Origin of the sequence: Nitratireductor mangrovi (genome assembly GCF_007922615.2) — a bacterium.
Taxonomy (GTDB): Bacteria; Pseudomonadota; Alphaproteobacteria; order Rhizobiales; family Rhizobiaceae; genus Mangrovimarina; species Mangrovimarina mangrovi.
In genome coordinates this window covers 1,391,598-1,409,548 of sequence record NZ_CP042301.2, presented here as the reverse complement: position 1 = coordinate 1,409,548, position 17,951 = coordinate 1,391,598, and the positions used below count along the sequence as shown (strand labels likewise).

The following is a 17,951-nucleotide window of genomic DNA, read 5'->3' as shown; positions in this document are numbered from 1 at the left end:
CGTAATACCCGGAAATTCCATACACGCAAGGCTTCTGGTTAAATTGCGTTTACTAAGCCCGCGCGCGTGGCATTCGCGTCACGCAATTCGGCACTCATGGTAAATGGCATGTCAATCCAATGGCCTGTCGCTATTCCCTTATCCTCCTAGCAACCAAAGATGTCGTTCCAGAAAACGAACGCCATGAACACCAGTACCAGAAGCAGGCCGGCCCGGTAAATCGCCTCCGTAACCCGCTCCGACACCGGTCTGCCGGTTGCCGCCTCCACCGCATAAAAGACCAGATGGCCGCCGTCCAGCGGCGGAATCGGCAACAGGTTGAGCACGCCGATTCCCACCGACAGCAACGCCACCAGTTGCACGAGCCATTCGAAGCCTTTGCTGGCCGCCTTGCCGGCCATATCGGCGATCTTCACCGGTCCGCCCAACTGGCACCGGTCCTCACGGCCTGCCACGAAACGTTTCAGAAATTGACCGGTCCGGGCGATGACATGCCCGGTTTCGGTCACGGCTTCGCCCAATGCCTCCAGCGGCCCGTATTCCACCACGCGCGGCTGTCCGGTTTCCGGATTGCTCACTACGCCGATGATGCCGATGCGGATCGTGTTGCCGAGCGCGTCGGTCTGTTCGGTCAGTTCGGGCGTTGCCTGCAGCACAACCTCATTGCCGTTGCGCGCCATGACGAAGGTCAGTTCGTCACCCGCCCTGCCCGAGACGATGCGCTGCACATCGGCGAAAGTCTCGATCGCCACGCCCTCGACGGTGACGAAGCGGTCGCCGGGCATGAAGCCCGCCGTATCGGCCGGGCTGCCGGCGCGAACCTCCGAGACGACCGGATCGGAGACGAAGCGCCCATAGGCGGAAAACATGACCGCGAAGACCGCAATGGTGAGCAGGAAGTTGAACAGCGGCCCCGCGAAAACGGTCGCCGCCCGCTTCCACACGGACTGGAGGTGGAAAGCCTGGGCGCGCTCCGCCTCGGTCAGTTCGTCCAGCTCGTCGGTGTCGGGCTGGCTGGTCGCGCTCATGTCGCCGACGAATTTCACGTAACCACCGAGCGGCACCGCGGAAAGCTTCCAGCGCGTGCCGTGGCTGTCGGTGAAACCGAACAGTTCCGGCCCGAAACCGATCGAGAACGCCTTGACGCCGATGCCGCACCATCGCCCCACGAGGTAGTGGCCCATTTCGTGGACGAACACGACCACGGTCAGGACGAACAGAAATGGGACGATCGTTCCAATCAGGATGCCGTCCACGCCGAAGATCGATTGCAACATTCAGGCCGCTACCGTGATTCGTGTCTTCGTGGACCCGTCTTCGGCCGCCGCCGCGGCGCCAAGCGAAGCCGGAAGCCTGCCTACCAGGCGAAAATACCTGCCGATGGACCACCCGCCCACGACACGGTCAGGCCGACCAAGTAGAACGCAATGAGGGCCACGACAAGGCCGTCGACCCGATCCATGACCCCGCCGTGGCCGGGAATGATGTGCGAGGAGTCCTTGGCGCCGAAGCGGCGCTTGACCCATGATTCGAAAAGGTCGCCGGCCTGCGAGACCGCCGAGATCACCAGAATCGCGACGACGAGCCCTACCCCGGCTCGGGTGCCGGCCGCCGAGGCCATCGCAAGGCCTGCCGCCAGCGCGAAACAGGCGCCGCCGACAGCCCCGCTCCAGGTCTTGCCGGGCGAGATCGCCGGCGCAAGCTTCGGCCCGCCGACGATTCGGCCGACGAAATAAGCGAAGATGTCGGTCGCCCAGACGACCGCGAAGATGAACAGGATCGCAGCCAGCCCGCCCGCGCTATCGTCGCGTATCGCCGCCGCGGCGATGGCCGGAGTTGTCGCATAGACGAGGCCCGCCGCCGCCCAGCCGCCTCGCCCTGAGCGCTGTCCGGCGACCAGGGCAGCGATTGCCGCCGCGCCCGCCGCCGCGAATTGCAGGAAAGTCGACGCGTCCGAAAGCACCAGCAGCAACACGGCCGCGGCCAGGACGCCATAGACCGCGCGCAGCCGGCGGTCTGCCGCCACTCCGCACAACATTGCCCATTCGACGGCAATCGCGACGCCCATCGCGACGACGAGGATGCGGAAGGCCAAACCGCCGAGCCAGGTGAGCCAAAGCACCACGGCCGCAAGCACCAGTGCCGAGATCACCCTTGCGACCAGATTGTTCATCCGTGATTCCCGCCGTTCCCGGACACGGACGGTCGTTGCCGGCGGTCGCGCCTCAAGACGCGACGTCCTGCGCGGCGACGCCGCCAAAACGCCGGTCGCGGCCTGAGAAGGTTTCGATCGCGCCAAGCAGGTCGTCCCTGCCGAAGTCGGGCCAGTAGCAGGGCAGGAAGACCAGTTCGGCATAGGCAGCTTGCCAGAGCAGGAAGTTCGAAAGCCGCTGGTCGCCACCGGTTCGGATGATGAGGTCGGGATCGGGAATGCCGGCCGTGTCGGTGAACGCGGCGAAGGTTTCCTCGGTGATCTGGTCGGGCGACATTTCCCGCGCCGCTGCCAGGCGCGCGATCTTGGCCGCCGCGCGGGCGATCTCGTCGCGAGCGCCATAGTTGAAGGCGATGACGAGGTTCATGGCGGTGTTGTCGACCGTCAGCGCCTCTGCTTCCTCCAGCAGCGCGCGGATGTCGCCGGTCAGGTTGCGCCGGTCGCCGATGATCCTGACCTTGACCCCGTTCTGGTGCAGTTCCGCCAGGTCGCGCCGGATGAAGAGTTTCAGGAGCCCCATCAGGTCGCTGACTTCGGAGGCCGGCCGCGACCAGTTCTCCGACGAGAACGCATAGACTGTGAGCCAGCCGATACCGAGTTCGCCGACCGCGCGCACCGTCTTGCGCAGCGCCTCCACGCCGGCGCGGTGACCGGCGGTACGCGGCATGCCGCGAGACTTCGCCCAGCGTCCGTTGCCGTCCATGATGATGGCGATGTGGGTCGGCTTGGCCACGGTGTCCTCCCGGGCCGTCACGGCGACGGCCCGCCCGGATCAAACATGCATGATTTCGGCTTCCTTCTCGGTGAGAAGGGAATCGATGGTAGCAATGGTGTCGTCGGTGAGCTTCTGCACCTGGTCGGAGCGCGAGCGGACTTCGTCCTGGCCGAGCTCGCCATCCTTTTCGAGCTTTTTCAGCCCGTCCATGCCGTCGCGGCGCACGTGGCGGGCGGCGATGCGCGCGTTCTCGGCATATTGATGCGCGATCTTGACCAGTTCCTTGCGCCGCTCCTCGTTGAGCTCGGGCAGCGGGATGCGCAGCGTGGTGCCGTCGACTATCGGGTTGAAGCCGAGATTGGATTCCCTGATGGCGCGGTCGACCGCACCGACCAGCGACTTGTCCCAGACCGCAACGGAAATCATGCGCGGCTCGGGCACGGAGATGGTGCCGACCTGGCTGATCGGCATCGGCGACCCATACGCCGTGACCATGATCGGGTCGAGCAGATTGGCCGAGGCACGCCCGGTCCTGAGCGTCGCCAGGTCATGCTTGAAAGCGTTGACCGCGCCCTCCATCCGCCGCTGCAGATCCTTGTAGTCGTATGGGCTCGTCATCGTCTGGCTCCGTTTTGCGCCGCTTGTCTACCACGTCTCAGCTGTCGGAGACGACAGTGCAGCGGCCCTCTCCCCGCAGAATGGCGCCGAAACCGCCCTTCTCGTGAATCGAATAGACGATTATCGGAATGTTGTTTTCGCGTGCAAGCGCAATCGCGGCGGTATCCATGACCGCCAGCCCGTCGCGCAGCACCTCCTGATGGGTGATGCGATCGTAGCGTTTCGCGCTCGGATCCTTCTTCGGATCGGCCGAATAGACGCCGTCGACCTGCGTGCCCTTGAAGAGCGCGTCAGCGCCGATCTCGGCCGCCCGCAACGCCGCCGCCGAATCGGTGGTGAAGAACGGGTTGCCGGTGCCGCCGGCAAAGATGACCACCTTGCCGGCATTCATATATGCGGTCGCCTGGCGCTGGGAGAAACTTTCGCACAGCTCGGGCATGGCGATCGCCGAAAGCACCACCGCATCGACGCCGATCTTGACCAGCGAAGTGCGCATGGCGAGCGAGTTGATCACGGTCGCCAGCATGCCCATGTGGTCGCCGGTCACCCGGTCACCGCCGCTGGAGGCGACCGCGACGCCGCGAAAGATGTTGCCGCCGCCGATGACCAGGCCGACCTCGACGCCGAGCGCCCGCGCCTCGGCAATATCGGCCGCGATCTGGTCGGCGACCGAAACGTCGATGCCAAAGCCCTGCCCCCCCATCAGCGCCTCGCCGGACGCTTTCAGCAACACGCGGCGATAGGGCGGATTGGCGGCCATCTGTCTCTCTTTTTCGTCGGATTGTTGCGCGGCAAGCGATTACACGAAGGGCGCCGCGATGTCACGCGACGCCCCTGGCGTTTTCCGACCGTGCCGGAAGGCGGTCAGCCCTTGACGGCGGCAGCCACCTCGGCGGCGAAATCGCTTTCCTCGCGCTCGATGCCCTCGCCGATGGCGAAGCGCACGAAGCCGGTCAGCTTCGCCGGCGCGCCGATGGCCTTTTCGGCCTCCTTCAGCGCCTGTTCGACCGTCTGGTCGGGGTTGATCACGAAGGCCTGCTTCACCAGCACGACTTCCTCGTAGAACTTGCGCAGCCGGCCTTCCACCATCTTCTCGATGATGTTTTCCGGCTTGCCGGAGGCACGCGCCTGGTCCGAGAAGATCTCGCGTTCCTTGGCCACGGCGGCCGGGTCGAGTTCCTCGGTGGTGAGCGCCATCGGGCTGGTCGCCGCGACATGCATGGCGACCTGGCGCGCGAAGGCGCGGGCGGCTTCCGCGTCACCTGAGGTCTCGATGCCGACGAGCACGCCGAGCTTGCCGAGGTTCTCCGCTGCCGCATTGTGGACATAGGTCGCCACGGCGCCCTGGCTGACGCTCAGCTTGGCCGCGCGGCGCAGGTTCATGTTCTCACCGATGGTGGCGACGGCGTCCTTGACCTGATCGGCGACCGCCTTGCCCGAGCCCGGATAGGCAGCGCCGGCAACGGCCTCGACCGAGCCGTCGGTCGTCAGCGCGACGCCGGCGATGTTGCGCACCAGTTCCTGGAAGGCCTCGTTGCGGGCGACGAAGTCGGTCTCGGAGTTGACCTCTACGACAACGCCGGCGGCGCCGTCCGAAGCGACCCCGATCAGGCCTTCGGCGGCGGTACGGCCGGCCTTCTTGTCGGCCTTGGCGATGCCCTTCTTGCGCAGCCAGTCGACGGCGGCTTCCATGTCGCCGCCGCTCTCGGCGAGCGCGTTCTTGCAGTCCATCATGCCCGCGCCGGTCAGCTCGCGCAGCTCTTTAACCTGTGCAGCAGAAATGCTCATACCTACCTCTTCGTCCTTTGCCGCAACGGGCGCTCGCCTCGTGGCGCGCCGCCCGTCCGGTCCGACCTTGTTCTCCTGATCCGGCGCGGCGGATGTCCGCGCCGTCGATGTCGCAGATGACTGCGGCAGCCTTATTGCTTCGCCTCTCCGGCCTCGCCGCCGGCGGCTTCCTCGGCCGGGGCTTCGCCGGGCGCCGGGGTCTCGGCTTCCGCGTCGAGCGCCGGCTCAACAGGAGCTTCCTCGGCTGCGCCGATATCGACGCCCATGGAGCCCTGCTGGCGGGCGATACCGTCGATCGCCGCCTTGGCGATCAGGTCGCAATAGAGCGCGATCGCGCGGGCGGCATCGTCATTGCCGGGGATCGGATAGTCGACCTGATCCGGATCGCAGTTGGAATCGACGACGGCGACGACCGGAATGCCGAGGCGCTTGGCCTCCTGGATGGCGATCGCCTCCTTGTTGGTATCGATCACGAACATCAGGTCCGGCGTCGAGCCCATGTCCTTGATGCCGCCGAGCGCCTTGTTCAGCTTCTCGCGCTCGCGCTCGAGGTTCAGACGCTCCTTCTTGGTGAAGCCCTGGGCTTCGCCGGCCAGCAGCTCGTCGAGCTTGCGCAGGCGCGAGATCGAGTTGGAGATCGTCTTCCAGTTGGTCAGCATGCCGCCGAGCCAGCGGGCATTGACGAAATACTGAGCCGAACGCTGCGCCGAATCGGCGATGATCTCGGAGGCCTGGCGCTTGGTGCCGACCATGAGGACGCGGCCACCCGCGGCGACGGTGTCGGAGACAACCTTGAGCGCCTGGTGCAGCAGCGGCACGGTCTGCGACAGGTCGATGATGTGGACGTTGTTGCGGGCGCCGAACACGTACGACGCCATCTTCGGGTTCCAGCGGTGGGTCTGGTGGCCGAAGTGAACACCAGCTTCCAGAAGCTGGCGCATGCTGAAATCAGGCAGAGCCATTCTCGTTTCCTTTCCGGTTCAAGCCTCCACGGGCCATCGACGATCACCGATTTCGGCGTCGCCACCGGCGGTGCCTGGCGGATGTCTCCCGGCCAGTTACCAAGACCCGTGTGTGGAATGAGCGCGCAGATAGGGGATTTTGCAGTGCAATGCAAGTCTCGACGGCTTGTCGCCGCCGGCGGGCCCGTTCAGGCCGCCTTGCTTGCCTTGCTGTTCTTCACTCGCACGCGGCGAAACACCTCGACGATCTCCTGGCGACCGCAGGCGATCGCGCCCAGCGACAGCGCCCGGCTGCGTTCGAAGCCGGTGATGTCGTAATGCGGCGCCGACGTCTTGGGCGGACCCTGATAGGAAAAGCGCGTGATGCCGAGCCGTGCGGCGAAGCGGTGCAATTCCGCGGTGTCGTCAGCCAGGAGATGGCACCATTTGCGGCCCGCAAGTGGCCACATCGGCCGGTCGACATAGACAGCCACCCTGCCCGCGCCCGTCAGTTGGGGCAGCCTTTCGGCTGCTCGAAGACGGACAGGTCGACCAGCTTGCCGGTCATGGAGAAGTCGCCGTAATCCATGACGAGATCGCGGGTGATCCCGTTCTCGTGCAGCTTGAAGTCGATGCGGTAGTCGGGGATTTCCTCGCCCTCGCTGAGGTCGAAATAGGCGATCGACACCGGCCAGAAGGCTTGCGGCTCGATCGCCTTGGCGACCTGCAGTTCCTCGTCGCCGACATCCGGCATTTCCTCGCGGCCGATGATGACGGTTGTCGTCATGATCCGGTCGGCATCCTCCGAACCGTCGAACAGGCTGGTCTCGTAGAAGGTCTCGCCTGCCCTCGCCTTGCCGATCAGCTCTGCCAGGTGCTGGGTGGGAAACTGGGTCGGCTCCAGTTCGACCGTGTTTTCCTGCGGCTTGTCGATCTCGACCACGATCGCGTCCGCCTGCCGCGTCGCGTGCCCCTTCACCTCGCGGTCGAGCGCCTGATCGACATAGGCCTTGGTGACGAAGTTGAAGGTCTTGCCGTCGGCGTCCTCGTAAGTGGAGGTCTGCTGGTCGGTGAGCCGCGAGGCGTCCGCGGTGTCGATCCGCGTGACGAAGCGGAAATTCACCGTGTAGCCCTCGCAGGCCGAGCCGTTGAACTCGTAAACCATGCGGCCCTTGATCGCCGTGATACCCGAGCGGTCGGACGCCTCGTCCAGGAAGATGTCGTAGACGGCGCGGTGCGGCGCCAGTGACGGCTGCGCGAGCGCCGCCGGCACGAAGGCAAGAGCTGTTGAGGCCAGGAGGGCGGCGCGCGTCAGGCGCATATGGGAAACTCCGTCTGCCGGACCCGTACGGACATGCCGGGCGACCGATTCACGGTCACACTAGTAAAAAAGTCGTGGCGTAAGCGAGACGAAAATAGCACATTCCCGCGCGATCCGCGCCGCATGCACCATCTGGAAGGAACGAGATGAGCGAGACCGCAGAAGAACGCCTGGCCGCGATGGGCATCGAACTGCCGCAAGCCGCCGCACCAGCCGCCAACTATCTGCCCTGGGCGCGGACCGGAAAGCTGCTGCTCACTGCCGGCCAGTTGCCGCTCAGGGACGGCAAGCTGATTGCAACCGGGTTGCTCGGGCGCGACCTGACCACCGAACAGGGCCAGGAAGCGGCGCGCTGGTGCGCGGTCAACCTGCTTGCACAGGCCAGGGCCGCCACCGGCGACCTCGAAAAGGTCGCGCGTATCGTCAAGATCACTGTCTTTGTCGCCTCGGCTGCCGATTTCACGGAACAGCACCTGGTCGCAAACGGCGCCTCCGACCTGCTCGCCACGGCGCTCGGCGAGCGCGGCAAGCATGCCCGCTCGGCCGTCGGTACCGCGTCGCTGCCCCTCAATGCGCCGGTGGAAATCGAGGCGATCTTCGAACTCGCCTGAGCGGAGCGCACAATGTCGGGCCTTTCCTGGCTGGTCGAGCGGCCGATCGCCCATCGCGGCCTTCATGACCTCAACCAACGGAAATGGGAGAACACGCTCTCCGCCTTCGCGGCGGCGGCCGACAAGGGCTACTCGATCGAGTGCGATGTGCACCTTGCCGCCGACGGCGTGCCCATGGTCTTCCATGACCGCGATCTGGAGCGCCTGACCGGACAAAAGGGCAAGGTCTTCGACAAGACCGCGACCGAACTCGGCGCCATGACTGTCGGCGGAACCGGAGATCGCATCCCCACTCTTGCCGAGAGTCTGGCCGAGATCGCCGGACGGGTTCCCGTCGTGATCGAACTCAAGGGTGTCGAAGGCAAGGATGACCGCCTGGTCGCTGCGGTCGCTGCCGATCTCGCCGGCTATCGGGGTCATGCCGCCATCATGTCGTTCGACCATTGGCTGGTGCGCCGCTTCGCCACCGACGCGCCGGGCATCACGGCCGGCCTGACGGCCAGCGGCAACGAAACGGCCGAACTGGAGGCGCATTTTTCCATGCTCGCCCACTCGCCGGATTTCGTCTCCTGGGGCGTCGCCGACCTGCCCAGCCCGTTCGTCGCCTTTGTGCGCGGACGGCTTGGCCTCCCGGTCATCACCTGGACGGTGCTCGAGCCTGCCGACATCCAACGCACATTCGCGCATGCCGACCAGATGACGTTCGAGGGTTTCGAACCGCCGCTCGCGCGCTAGTGACAGGAATTATGCGTCCGGCGCGCCTTGCATCGCTTCCGCCACTTTATATCTTTCGGACATGGCGATGGATGACGGCTGCACCGATGACGTTTCGAGCGATGCATTCGTCATGCGCGTGGCGCCATCCCTCGACGCGTTTTCTTCCGCCGAATGGGCGAACCTCGCCGGCGCTTCCCGCGAAAATCAAGCCACTCCCTATAACCCTTTCGTTTCTCATGCCTTTCTCTCCTCGCTGGAGGATTCGGGTACCACGTCGCCGCAGACCGGCTGGCAGCCGCAGCATCTGCGCCTGGAAAACTCGGACGGCGCCCTGCTCGGCGCGGTGCCCTGCTATCTGAAATCGCACAGCCAGGGCGAATATGTCTTCGACCACGGCTGGGCCGACGCCTTCGAGCGCGCCGGCGGCCGCTACTACCCCAAGCTGCAGGTGTCGGTACCGTTCACGCCGGCGACCGGCCCTCGCCTCCTCGTCGCCCCCGGCCGCGATGCCGGCGCGGTGCGCCAGGCGCTGGGTGCCGGGCTGAAAACCCTGTGCGAGCGGCTCGGGGTTTCGTCGGCGCATGTGACCTTCGCGCCGGAGACCGAGGCGGCGGCGCTGGAAGAGATCGGCTATCTGCGCCGCACCGACCAGCAATTCCACTTCTTCAATCGCGGCTATGCCGGTTTCGAAGATTTCCTCGCCTCGCTCGCATCACGCAAGCGCAAGGCGATCCGCCGCGAACGGCGCGAGGCGCTTGGCGAGGACATCACCATCGAGCGCCTGACGGGTGCCGACCTGACCGAGGCCGTGTGGGACGATTTCTTCCGCTTCTACATGGACACGGGCGGCCGCAAATGGGGCCGGCCTTATCTCAACCGTCGCTTCTATTCGCTGATCGGCGAGCGCATGGCCGACGATATCATGCTGGTGATGGCCCGGCGCAACGGCCGCAACGTTGCCGGCGCGATCAATTTCATCGGCGGCGACACGCTGTACGGCCGCAACTGGGGCTGCATCGAGGATCATCCCTTCCTGCATTTCGAGGTCTGCTATTACCAGGCGATCGAGTTCGCGATCGAGAAGGGCCTGAAGGTGGTCGAAGCGGGTGCCCAGGGCCAGCACAAGCTGTCGCGCGGCTACGTACCGGTGACCACGCATTCGGCGCATTTCATTACCCATCCGGGCCTGCGCGACGCCGTCGCCGACTATCTGGTGCGCGAGCGCGCCGAGGTCGCCCAGATCGGGGCTTACCTGGAAGAGCACGCGCCGTTCAGGAAAGCGCGGGACTAGAGCAATTCCAGGAAAAGTGGACGCCGGTTTTCCGTGCGGAATTGCGGAAAAACAAATGTCTGGAGGCGTTCGGCGATGCTGTGCAACGATGAACGGCTCTAATGCGCCAGCGTCTTCGAGAACAGATTTATCACCAGCACACCGGCGATGATCAGCACGATGCCCGCGACGGCGGCGACGTCCAGTGACTGGCGGAACCACAGCCAGCCTATGGCGGTGATGAAGACGATCCCGACCCCCGACCAGACGGCATAGACCACGCCAACGGGCAGCACCCGCAAGGGCAGCGACAGGAAGTAGAATGCGAGCGCGTAGCCGACGACCGTCGCCAGCGACGGCCACAGCCGCGTCAGACCGTCCGACTGCTTGAGCGCCGTCGTCGCCAGCACCTCGAAGACGATCGCCACCGACAGAAAGAGATAGTTCATGCCGTCCTCCGACGCGGGGCGCGCTGGCCTGTTGACGCGGCCAAGCCTAGCGCCGAAACATGATCGGGACTTCGTGCAGCCTTCGAGGAAGAAATGAGCCAGCCCGCCTACGATCCCGACAACGTCTTCGCCAAGATTCTTCGCGGCGAGTTGCCGTCGCACAAGCTTTACGAAGACGGCGGCACCTTCGCCCTGATGGACATCATGCCACGCGGCGACGGTCACTGCCTGGTAATCCCGAAAAAACCGTCGCGCAACATCCTCGATGTCGAACCCGACGACCTCGCCGCCGTGATGGTGACGACTCAGAAGCTCGCAAGGGCGGTGGTCAAGGCGTTCGGCGCGGACGGCGTCACGATCCAGCAGTTCAACGAGCCGGCCGGCGGCCAGGTGGTGTTCCACCTGCATGTCCACATCATCCCTCGCTTCGACGGCGTCAAGCTGCGCCCCCACACTGGCGAGATGGCCGACCAGGGCGAACTCGCAGCGAATGCTGAGAAGATCCGCGCCGCGCTGGCTGAAATGTAGTCGCGGTCCCTACCCGGCCAGCATGCCGGCCAGCAGCACCGCCTCGCCGGCGAGAATGCCGACAATGACGCGCTTGCCCCCGGCAAGGTAGGCCGCGAAACCGATCGCCGCCGCGCCGACCCGCAGCCAGAGCGGGGTCTCGGCCAGCGCGCCATTCGGGAACACCACCAGATTGGCGATGACCGCTGCAACCAGCGCCGTCGCCACGGCTCTCACCAGCACCAGGATGTCGGCGTCCTCGGAAATCCTGCCGCCCAGGAACACGCCGAGGAAGCGCCAGACATCGGTGGCCAGCCAGCCCGCGACGAGGATGAAGAGATAGGGCCACCACCAGGCGTCGATCGCGTCGAAGGTCATGCGCGGCGGTTCCTGCCGGCGAACCGGTGCCAGCAATAGGCAAGGCCGCCGCCGATGACGCCGGCGGCCAGCAGGTCGACGCCCGGCAGCAGGACATGGAAAAGCGGCCCCAGCCCCAGGCCCAGCACCATCGCGACATGCGCTGCCTTCTCGCGCGCTGAGCCCCATAGCGAAGTGAGGAAGTACATCGGGGTCAGCAGGAACAGCGCCGCCGAGGCGGTCGGCGGCAGCGAAGGCGCGACAAGATAGACCGCCGACACCACCAGCATGTTGCCGGCGACCAGTGTTCCGCCGAGGCCTGCGTAGAAGCTGGTGCGCATCTCGCGCGGAACGTTGCGGAAGCGCTCCAGCGCCACCACCCAGGACGTCACCGCCACGAAATGCGCCAGCGCATAGGGCACCCATCTGCGCGTCTTCGGCGTGCGCATCTCCGGCACCAGCGCCACCACCATGGGCATCAGCCGGACCGACGACAGCGCGACGGCGAAGGCTGCCGCGAACAGACCGGTGTTGGAGAGGATCGCGCCGACCAGCACCACCTTGGCCGGCAGGGCCCAGACGATCGCCACCATGAATACGGTCTCGGCCATCGACAAGCCGGCCTCGCGCGCCAGCCCGGCGAAGCCGACAAAGGCGCTCGCGAGGATCAGTCCGGGGATCGAGAACGCGGCCAGCGCGCCGCGCCCGAACCAGCGGCCAAGACTGCGGCCACCCCTGCCCGCCTGCTCGTTCTCGTCATCTGTCATCGGATGGCGACTAGCACAGCGGGGCCCGTTTCACGACGCCAGTTTCACGCCAGCCGTTGAACCAGCTTCGTGAGCCGCCGCGCCCTTGCTGACAGCGCCTTGCGCGACGAATCGAGCGCGGTCTGATGCAACGCACGGATGCGCTCTGCCGGCACCAGCCCCTTGCCGGCAAGATCGACCAGTGCGGAAAGCGCCGAAGCGGCGGCAATATTCGAGCGGTCGTCCAGCTTCGCCGCCAGGATGTCGGTCAGTTCCTCGGCCTGTCGCCCGGTCAGTCGAAGCCGCGCCAGGATCTTCGGCAATTGCTCGCCCAGTTCCCATGCCGCGCCTTCGCGCAGGATCGCGATCAGGCGGTCGGCCATCTCGTCGAAGTAATCGATCCTGTCGAGCGAGACCTGCATTGCCGCGTGCGCGGCATGCGCGACCACGGTCGGATCGTCGTCTTCGAGGCCGTCGATCAGCGGCAGCAAAAGCCCGGGATGGTCGATGACCTCCCGGGCGATTTCAGTCGCGTTGGCGATTTCGCCGCGCGCGCCTGTTGCGAGGCGCCGGCGCAACGCGTCGGCCGCCATTTCGGCGCGTCAGCCCTTGCGCGGCATCTGTGGCACGAGGCTGCGCTTCGGCGGCTCCTTGCCTTTGGGCGAAGATTTCGGCTTCTTCGCCGCCGGCTGGCTGGTGCGCGCCGCCTTGGCTTTGACCTTTTTCGCCGGCTTGCGCTTCGGCGGCTCTTCCTTCTTCGGCTTCACCGGCACGGTATCGGCAATCGCCTCGAGCTTCAGGCCGGGCTCGCCGTCCTCCTTGCTCTCGACCGTGACGCGCACCGTACCGCCCTTCTTGAGCTTGCCGAACAGCACTTCCTCGGCGAGCGGCTTCTTGATGTGCTCCTGGATCACGCGGGCCAGCGGCCGCGCGCCCATGCGCTCGTCATAGCCCTTGTCGGCAAGCCAGGCGACCGCCTCGTCGGAAAGGTCGAAGGTCACGCCACGCTCCGAAAGCTGGGCTTCGAGCTGCATGACGAACTTCTGCACCACCTTGTGGATCACCGGCACCGGCAGCGAGCCGAACGGGATCACCGCGTCGAGCCGGTTGCGGAACTCCGGCGTGAACATGCGGTTGATCGCCTCGGTATCGTCGCCCTCGCGCTTGGAGGAGCCGAAGCCGATCGCCGGCTTGGCAAGGTCGGCCGCGCCCGCATTGGTGGTCATGATCAGGATCACGTTGCGGAAGTCGATCTGCTTGCCGTTGTGGTCGGTCAGCTTGCCGTGGTCCATCACCTGCAACAGGATGTTGAACAGGTCCGGATGCGCCTTCTCGATCTCGTCGAGCAGCAGCACGCAGTGGGGATGCTGGTCGACGCCGTCAGTCAGAAGCCCGCCCTGGTCGAAGCCGACATAGCCGGGAGGCGCGCCGATCAGCCGCGAGACGGTGTGGCGTTCCATGTATTCCGACATGTCGAAGCGCAGCAGCTCGACGCCGAGCGAGGACGCGATCTGGCGCGCCACCTCGGTCTTGCCGACGCCGGTCGGACCGGAGAACAGATAGGCCCCGATCGGCTTTTCGGGTTCGCGCAGGCCGGCGCGGGCGAGCTTGATCGACGACGCCAGCGCGCTGATCGCATTGTCCTGTCCGTATACGACGCTCCTCAGCTCGGTCTCGAGATTGGCGAGCACCTTTTCGTCGTCGGCCGACACCGTCTTCGGCGGAATGCGCGCCATCGTGGCGATCGTGGCCTCGATCTCCTTGACCGAGATCGTCTTCTTGCGCCGCGTCTCCGGCAGAAGCATCTGCGAGGCGCCGGTCTCGTCGACGACGTCGATCGCCTTGTCCGGCAGCTTGCGGTCGTTGATGTAACGCGCCGAGAGCTCGACGGCGGCCTTGATCGCGTCGTTGGTGAAACGGACCTTGTGGAACTCCTCGAAATAGGGCTTCAGCCCCTTCATGATCGCGATGGCATCATCGACCGACGGCTCGTTGACGTCGATCTTCTGGAACCGGCGCACCAGCGCCCGATCCTTCTCGAAGAACTGGCGGAACTCCTTGTAGGTGGTCGAGCCGATGCAGCGGATCGCCCCCGACGACAGCGCCGGCTTGAGCAGGTTCGACGCATCCATCGCGCCGCCGGAGGTCGCCCCGGCGCCGATCACGGTGTGGATCTCGTCGATGAACAGGATCGCGCCGGGATAGTCCTCGAGCTCCTTGACGACCTGCTTCAGCCGCTCCTCGAAATCGCCGCGATAGCGGGTGCCGGCCAGCAGCGTGCCCATGTCGAGGGCGAAGATCGTCGCGTCCTCAAGCACGCTGGGCACGTCGCCCTCGACAATTCGCTTCGCAAGGCCCTCGGCGATGGCGGTCTTGCCGACGCCGGGATCGCCGACATAGAGCGGGTTGTTCTTGGAACGACGGCACAGCACCTGGATGGTGCGGTTGATCTCGCTCTCGCGGCCGATCAGCGGGTCGATCTTACCCGAGCGCGCCTTGGCGTTGAGGTTGACGCAATAGGCACTCAGCGCATCCTGCTGCTGTTGCTTCTTCTTGCCGCCCTCCTCGGCCTCGCTGCCGGGTTGGCCCTGCTCTTCCTCCGCTCCGCGCGGCGCGCGCGTCTCGGTGGCGCCGGGGCGCTTGGCAATGCCGTGCGAGATGTAGTTGACCGCGTCGTAGCGCGTCATCTGCTGTTCCTGGAGGAAATAGGCGGCGTGGCTTTCGCGCTCGGCGAAGATCGCAACCAGCACATTGGCGCCGGACACCTCCTCGCGACCCGACGACTGCACGTGAATCACCGCGCGCTGGATGACTCTCTGGAAGCCGGCCGTCGGCTTGGAATCCTCGCCGTAGCCGGTGACCAGATTGTCCAGTTCGGTGTCGACGTAGCCGAGCACGGTCTGCTTGAGTTCGTCCAGATCGACATTGCAGGCGCGCATGACGGCGGCCGCATCCGGATCGTCGATCAGGGCGAGCAGCAGATGTTCGAGCGTCGCATATTCGTGGTGGCGCTCATTGGCGTATGTGAGCGCCTGATGCAGCGCCCGCTCGAGGCCTTGCGAGAAAGCCGGCATTCAGAACCTCACTTCTTCTCCATCACGCATTGTAGCGGATGCTGATGCTGACGGGCAAAATCCATCACCTGTGATACCTTGGTCTCTGCCACCTCGAACGTGAAAACGCCGCATTCGCCCACGCCGTGATTGTGCACATGAAGCATGATGCGTGTGGCAGCTTCGCGATCCTTCTGGAAAAAACGCTCCAGCACGTGAACGACGAACTCCATCGGGGTGTAGTCGTCGTTCAGGATCAGCACGCGATAGAGGCTCGGCTTCTTGGTCTTGGGCTTGGTGCGGGTGATGACCGCTGTGCCGCGACCCGGGGTCCCGGTGCCGCCTTCATCGCCCTGCATCCGCCTCGCCTGGTCTCGCATGGCTGGCCCACCCATACCCAACTTCGAATTTTCCTTTCCCGGTCGCCGCAGAGAACGCCCAATGTAGTCACTCATCGTGCGATTTTAAGGCCTTCTGTAGCGCTGACAATACGAGCCTGCCCGTAAGAGCAGGCATTTTCGGTCACGATTGCACCGCGCACGCCGCACAAAAGAAAAACCCGGCCGCACTTTAGCGACCGGGCCTTTCGGCAGGCTGGTGGCCCGCGAGAAATTTCGTATCGAAGGGGCTCAGGCAGCCTTGGCCACGATCGATTCGAACGGCTTGTAGGCGTCCTTGGCCATGTCGGCATAAAGATCGCCGAGCTTGGTCGCCTCGGCGACGAACGATTCGTAGGCCTGCTTGGCGTAGTCCGACTGGACCTCGACGGCCTTGTCGAGCGACTTGGCGGCGACCAGGCTCTCGAACGCGGCGGTGGCGGTTTCGAACTGCTTCTTGGAATATTCGGTCGCCTCGGCGGCGATCGCCTGGAAGCCCTTGGACAGCGCGGCGGCGCTCTTCAGGCTGGTGTCCATATATTCCTTGCCGAATTTTCCGGCGTCTTCGAAGGTGTTCATCATCGTGGTTTTCCCGGGGAAGTTGGATGCGCGGGCAGCGCGGTTGTGCAATGCACAAAATTAGTTTGCACCGCAACCAGTGTCAAGACGGCGTCCGGTTCGGGAGGCAACCGTGACGCCCGGCAGACACACGGCCCGCACAACCGAACCTGCGCTGCTGGCTTCCAGATTGCTCAGCGGCATTGATCGCTCGCATTCAAAACAAAAGCGACCGGGACGGTGAAGATTCCGGTTACCATAAACGGATTGGTAACGGCGGCGCCGATACTCTTTCTGGAATTGCAATGCGGGCGGGGGCGCTCCGTACATCCGTTGCAGAACCAGAAGGTAAGACAGTGCGTAGGGCGAGTTTCGGTTCTTCTTCGTTCGGGATTGTTTCCCGGTTCCTCACCATCACCCTGATAGCGTTCGCCTTTTGCGGGGCCACCTCCGCCAGCGCGTCGAAATACGCCGCGATCGTGGTCGACGCGAATACGGGCAAGACGCTGTTTGCGTCCAATGGCGATGCGCCGCGCTATCCGGCGTCGCTGACCAAGATGATGACGCTCTACATGATCTTCGAGGCGATGGATGCCGGCAAGGTCAACAAGAACACGCGCATCCCCTTCTCCGCCCATGCTGCCTCGCGCCCGCCAACCAAGCTCGGGGTCAGGGCCGGCGGCTCGATCACGGTCGAAACCGCGATCTATGCGCTGGTCACCAAGTCGGCCAATGACGCCTCGGCGGCGGTCGCCGAATATTTTGGCGGCACGGAATCGGGCTTTGCCCGCAAGATGACAGACAAGGCGCGCGCGCTCGGCATGAGCAAGACCACATTCCGCAACGCTTCCGGCCTGCCCGATTCGGGCCAGCGCACGACGGCACGCGATATGGCCACGCTGGGCATCGCGCTCCGCGAGCACTTCCCTCACCATTATCACTATTTCGCGACCCGCTCGTTCAAGTTCGGCAAGTCGCGCATGGGCAACCACAACAAGCTGCTCGGCCGAATCAAGGGCGTCGACGGCATCAAGACCGGCTATATCCGCGCCTCGGGCTTCAACCTTGTCTCGTCGGTGAAGACCGGCGGCCGCAGCATCGTCGCCGTCGTCATGGGCGGGCGCACCGGGCGCAGCCGCGATGCGCACATGGCCGAACTGATCCGCGAATATCTGCCGAAGGCGTCGACGCGCGACCGCGGCCAGTTGATCGCGCGCCCGTCGGGCAGTAAGGGCGCAGTCGTCGCCGGCATGATCACGTTGCCGCGCCGCGATATCCCCACCCCGAAAGCGCGGCCGGAGGAAGAGGTCGAAGTCGCCGCTTTCGCGCCCGAGCCGGCCAAGCGGCCGCGCGCCGAGGTGGCGCAGGCGTCGGACGCCGCCACCGAAATCCGCAACTCGGTCAACGGTGTCGATCCGGTCAAGACCGCGTCGACCGTGGTGCCCGGCTGGACAGTCCAGGTCGCGTCGTCGCCGAACCAGCAGGAAGCACTCTCAGCCCTCTCCCGCACCCGCGAAAAGGCCGGCGATATCCTGTCAAAGGCCTCGCCCTTCACCGTGCCGTTCGAACTTGACGGCGTCGTCTATCACCGCGCGCGCTTTGGCGGCTTCAACACCAAGACCGCTGCCTGGAACGCCTGCGCGGCACTCAAGAAAAAGAAGATCGACTGCTACGCGGCAGAGCAGTAGCCACCAGCCGCCGCCCGTGGTCG

Annotated in this window: 21 protein-coding genes; 5 read left to right on the top strand and 16 right to left on the bottom strand. The window is 65.1% G+C overall.

Annotated elements, in window-relative coordinates; translation table 11 throughout:
* Positions 1 to 146: 146 nt before the first annotated feature.
* The 9 genes from rseP to FQ775_RS06890 form a co-directional block, all read right to left on the bottom strand.
* Positions 147 to 1,277, bottom strand: coding sequence for an RIP metalloprotease RseP (gene rseP / locus FQ775_RS06930; RefSeq protein ID WP_146301106.1), 1,131 nt, complete (start codon positions 1,275 to 1,277; stop codon positions 147 to 149).
* 80 nt (positions 1,278 to 1,357) lie between these two features.
* Positions 1,358 to 2,173 (bottom strand): phosphatidate cytidylyltransferase, encoded by an 816-nt coding sequence (locus FQ775_RS06925; protein WP_146301107.1) that lies wholly within the window; start codon positions 2,171 to 2,173, stop codon positions 1,358 to 1,360.
* A 52-nt stretch (positions 2,174 to 2,225) separates the two neighbouring features.
* Positions 2,226 to 2,915, bottom strand: a complete 690-nt coding sequence (locus FQ775_RS06920) for an isoprenyl transferase (protein WP_432420064.1) — start codon at positions 2,913 to 2,915, stop codon at positions 2,226 to 2,228.
* A 69-nt stretch (positions 2,916 to 2,984) separates the two neighbouring features.
* Positions 2,985 to 3,545, bottom strand: a complete 561-nt coding sequence (gene frr / locus FQ775_RS06915) for a ribosome recycling factor (RefSeq protein WP_146301109.1) — start codon at positions 3,543 to 3,545, stop codon at positions 2,985 to 2,987.
* Positions 3,546 to 3,582: 37 nt separating this feature from the next.
* Entirely contained in the window at positions 3,583 to 4,305 is a 723-nt protein-coding gene (gene pyrH / locus FQ775_RS06910; RefSeq protein WP_146301110.1) for a UMP kinase, read from the bottom strand.
* A gap of 104 nt (positions 4,306 to 4,409) precedes the next feature.
* Positions 4,410 to 5,333, bottom strand: a complete 924-nt coding sequence (gene tsf / locus FQ775_RS06905; protein WP_146301111.1) for a translation elongation factor Ts — start codon at positions 5,331 to 5,333, stop codon at positions 4,410 to 4,412.
* Between the two features lie 131 nt (positions 5,334 to 5,464).
* Positions 5,465 to 6,295, bottom strand: a complete 831-nt coding sequence (gene rpsB, locus FQ775_RS06900; RefSeq protein ID WP_146301112.1) for a 30S ribosomal protein S2 — start codon at positions 6,293 to 6,295, stop codon at positions 5,465 to 5,467.
* Positions 6,296 to 6,483: 188 nt separating this feature from the next.
* The gene (locus tag FQ775_RS06895; RefSeq protein WP_146301113.1) at positions 6,484 to 6,768 is read right to left on the bottom strand and encodes a DUF4031 domain-containing protein; all 285 of its coding nucleotides are present in this window, start codon (positions 6,766 to 6,768) and stop codon (positions 6,484 to 6,486) included.
* Between the two features lie 14 nt (positions 6,769 to 6,782).
* Positions 6,783 to 7,595 carry a cell envelope integrity EipB family protein gene (locus FQ775_RS06890; RefSeq protein ID WP_146301114.1) on the bottom strand — a complete coding sequence of 271 codons (813 nt, stop codon included), beginning with the start codon at positions 7,593 to 7,595 and terminating at the stop codon, positions 6,783 to 6,785.
* Between the two features lie 146 nt (positions 7,596 to 7,741).
* Here FQ775_RS06890 and FQ775_RS06885 point away from each other — a divergent pair, with 146 nt between their 5' ends.
* From FQ775_RS06885 to FQ775_RS06875, 3 genes are all read left to right on the top strand, one after another.
* A complete protein-coding gene (locus FQ775_RS06885; RefSeq protein ID WP_146301115.1) occupies positions 7,742 to 8,206 on the top strand; it encodes a RidA family protein in 465 nt (154 codons plus the stop codon).
* A gap of 12 nt (positions 8,207 to 8,218) precedes the next feature.
* Positions 8,219 to 8,941, top strand: a complete 723-nt coding sequence (locus FQ775_RS06880; protein WP_146301116.1) for a glycerophosphodiester phosphodiesterase — start codon at positions 8,219 to 8,221, stop codon at positions 8,939 to 8,941.
* A gap of 112 nt (positions 8,942 to 9,053) precedes the next feature.
* Positions 9,054 to 10,214 (top strand): GNAT family N-acetyltransferase, encoded by a 1,161-nt coding sequence (locus tag FQ775_RS06875; protein ID WP_246730351.1) that lies wholly within the window; start codon positions 9,054 to 9,056, stop codon positions 10,212 to 10,214.
* 98 nt (positions 10,215 to 10,312) lie between these two features.
* Here the strand turns inward: FQ775_RS06875 and FQ775_RS06870 are convergent, their stop codons facing one another.
* Positions 10,313 to 10,642, bottom strand: coding sequence for a DMT family transporter (locus tag FQ775_RS06870; RefSeq protein WP_146301118.1), 330 nt, complete (start codon positions 10,640 to 10,642; stop codon positions 10,313 to 10,315).
* Between the two features lie 93 nt (positions 10,643 to 10,735).
* Here FQ775_RS06870 and FQ775_RS06865 point away from each other — a divergent pair, with 93 nt between their 5' ends.
* Positions 10,736 to 11,170: an HIT family protein gene (locus tag FQ775_RS06865; protein WP_146301119.1), complete on the top strand. Its 435-nt coding sequence runs from the start codon at positions 10,736 to 10,738 to the stop codon at positions 11,168 to 11,170.
* 9 nt (positions 11,171 to 11,179) lie between these two features.
* Here the strand turns inward: FQ775_RS06865 and FQ775_RS06860 are convergent, their stop codons facing one another.
* The 6 genes from FQ775_RS06860 to FQ775_RS06835 all read right to left on the bottom strand — a co-directional run bounded on the left by FQ775_RS06860 (position 11,180) and on the right by FQ775_RS06835 (position 16,264).
* The gene (locus FQ775_RS06860) at positions 11,180 to 11,527 is read right to left on the bottom strand and encodes an AzlD domain-containing protein (protein ID WP_146301120.1); all 348 of its coding nucleotides are present in this window, start codon (positions 11,525 to 11,527) and stop codon (positions 11,180 to 11,182) included.
* The gene (locus FQ775_RS06855) at positions 11,524 to 12,273 is read right to left on the bottom strand and encodes an AzlC family ABC transporter permease (protein ID WP_146301121.1); all 750 of its coding nucleotides are present in this window, start codon (positions 12,271 to 12,273) and stop codon (positions 11,524 to 11,526) included. Before FQ775_RS06855 ends, FQ775_RS06860 begins: the two co-directional genes overlap by 4 nt.
* 44 nt (positions 12,274 to 12,317) lie before the next feature.
* Positions 12,318 to 12,845 (bottom strand): hypothetical protein, encoded by a 528-nt coding sequence (locus tag FQ775_RS06850; RefSeq protein ID WP_146301122.1) that lies wholly within the window; start codon positions 12,843 to 12,845, stop codon positions 12,318 to 12,320.
* A 9-nt stretch (positions 12,846 to 12,854) separates the two neighbouring features.
* A complete protein-coding gene (gene clpA / locus FQ775_RS06845; protein WP_146301123.1) occupies positions 12,855 to 15,326 on the bottom strand; it encodes an ATP-dependent Clp protease ATP-binding subunit ClpA in 2,472 nt (823 codons plus the stop codon).
* An 8-nt stretch (positions 15,327 to 15,334) separates the two neighbouring features.
* The gene (gene clpS / locus FQ775_RS06840) at positions 15,335 to 15,685 is read right to left on the bottom strand and encodes an ATP-dependent Clp protease adapter ClpS (protein ID WP_146301124.1); all 351 of its coding nucleotides are present in this window, start codon (positions 15,683 to 15,685) and stop codon (positions 15,335 to 15,337) included.
* 249 nt (positions 15,686 to 15,934) lie between these two features.
* Complete coding sequence (locus FQ775_RS06835) at positions 15,935 to 16,264, bottom strand: phasin family protein (RefSeq protein ID WP_167812794.1); 330 nt, start codon at positions 16,262 to 16,264, stop codon at positions 15,935 to 15,937.
* 332 nt (positions 16,265 to 16,596) lie between these two features.
* Here FQ775_RS06835 and FQ775_RS06830 point away from each other — a divergent pair, with 332 nt between their 5' ends.
* Entirely contained in the window at positions 16,597 to 17,928 is a 1,332-nt protein-coding gene (locus FQ775_RS06830; RefSeq protein ID WP_246730286.1) for a D-alanyl-D-alanine carboxypeptidase family protein, read from the top strand.
* Positions 17,929 to 17,951 lie beyond the last annotated feature (23 nt).

What these genes read in the sequence shown, in the direction of transcription:
- rseP (WP_146301106.1), bottom strand. Translation starts at nt 1,277, where the DNA reads ATGTTGCAATCGATCTTCGGCGTGGACGGCATCCTGATTGGAACGATC.
- FQ775_RS06925 (WP_146301107.1), bottom strand. Translation starts at nt 2,173, where the DNA reads ATGAACAATCTGGTCGCAAGGGTGATCTCGGCACTGGTGCTTGCGGCC.
- FQ775_RS06920 (WP_432420064.1), bottom strand. Translation starts at nt 2,915, where the DNA reads ATGGACGGCAACGGACGCTGGGCGAAGTCTCGCGGCATGCCGCGTACC.
- frr (WP_146301109.1), bottom strand. Translation starts at nt 3,545, where the DNA reads ATGACGAGCCCATACGACTACAAGGATCTGCAGCGGCGGATGGAGGGC.
- pyrH (WP_146301110.1), bottom strand. Translation starts at nt 4,305, where the DNA reads ATGGCCGCCAATCCGCCCTATCGCCGCGTGTTGCTGAAAGCGTCCGGC.
- tsf (WP_146301111.1), bottom strand. Translation starts at nt 5,333, where the DNA reads ATGAGCATTTCTGCTGCACAGGTTAAAGAGCTGCGCGAGCTGACCGGC.
- rpsB (WP_146301112.1), bottom strand. Translation starts at nt 6,295, where the DNA reads ATGGCTCTGCCTGATTTCAGCATGCGCCAGCTTCTGGAAGCTGGTGTT.
- FQ775_RS06890 (WP_146301114.1), bottom strand. Translation starts at nt 7,595, where the DNA reads ATGCGCCTGACGCGCGCCGCCCTCCTGGCCTCAACAGCTCTTGCCTTC.
- FQ775_RS06885 (WP_146301115.1), top strand. Translation starts at nt 7,742, where the DNA reads ATGAGCGAGACCGCAGAAGAACGCCTGGCCGCGATGGGCATCGAACTG.
- FQ775_RS06880 (WP_146301116.1), top strand. Translation starts at nt 8,219, where the DNA reads ATGTCGGGCCTTTCCTGGCTGGTCGAGCGGCCGATCGCCCATCGCGGC.
- FQ775_RS06875 (WP_246730351.1), top strand. Translation starts at nt 9,054, where the DNA reads ATGCGCGTGGCGCCATCCCTCGACGCGTTTTCTTCCGCCGAATGGGCG.
- FQ775_RS06870 (WP_146301118.1), bottom strand. Translation starts at nt 10,642, where the DNA reads ATGAACTATCTCTTTCTGTCGGTGGCGATCGTCTTCGAGGTGCTGGCG.
- FQ775_RS06865 (WP_146301119.1), top strand. Translation starts at nt 10,736, where the DNA reads ATGAGCCAGCCCGCCTACGATCCCGACAACGTCTTCGCCAAGATTCTT.
- FQ775_RS06860 (WP_146301120.1), bottom strand. Translation starts at nt 11,527, where the DNA reads ATGACCTTCGACGCGATCGACGCCTGGTGGTGGCCCTATCTCTTCATC.
- FQ775_RS06855 (WP_146301121.1), bottom strand. Translation starts at nt 12,273, where the DNA reads ATGACAGATGACGAGAACGAGCAGGCGGGCAGGGGTGGCCGCAGTCTT.
- FQ775_RS06850 (WP_146301122.1), bottom strand. Translation starts at nt 12,845, where the DNA reads ATGGCGGCCGACGCGTTGCGCCGGCGCCTCGCAACAGGCGCGCGCGGC.
- clpA (WP_146301123.1), bottom strand. Translation starts at nt 15,326, where the DNA reads ATGCCGGCTTTCTCGCAAGGCCTCGAGCGGGCGCTGCATCAGGCGCTC.
- clpS (WP_146301124.1), bottom strand. Translation starts at nt 15,685, where the DNA reads ATGCGAGACCAGGCGAGGCGGATGCAGGGCGATGAAGGCGGCACCGGG.
- FQ775_RS06835 (WP_167812794.1), bottom strand. Translation starts at nt 16,264, where the DNA reads ATGATGAACACCTTCGAAGACGCCGGAAAATTCGGCAAGGAATATATG.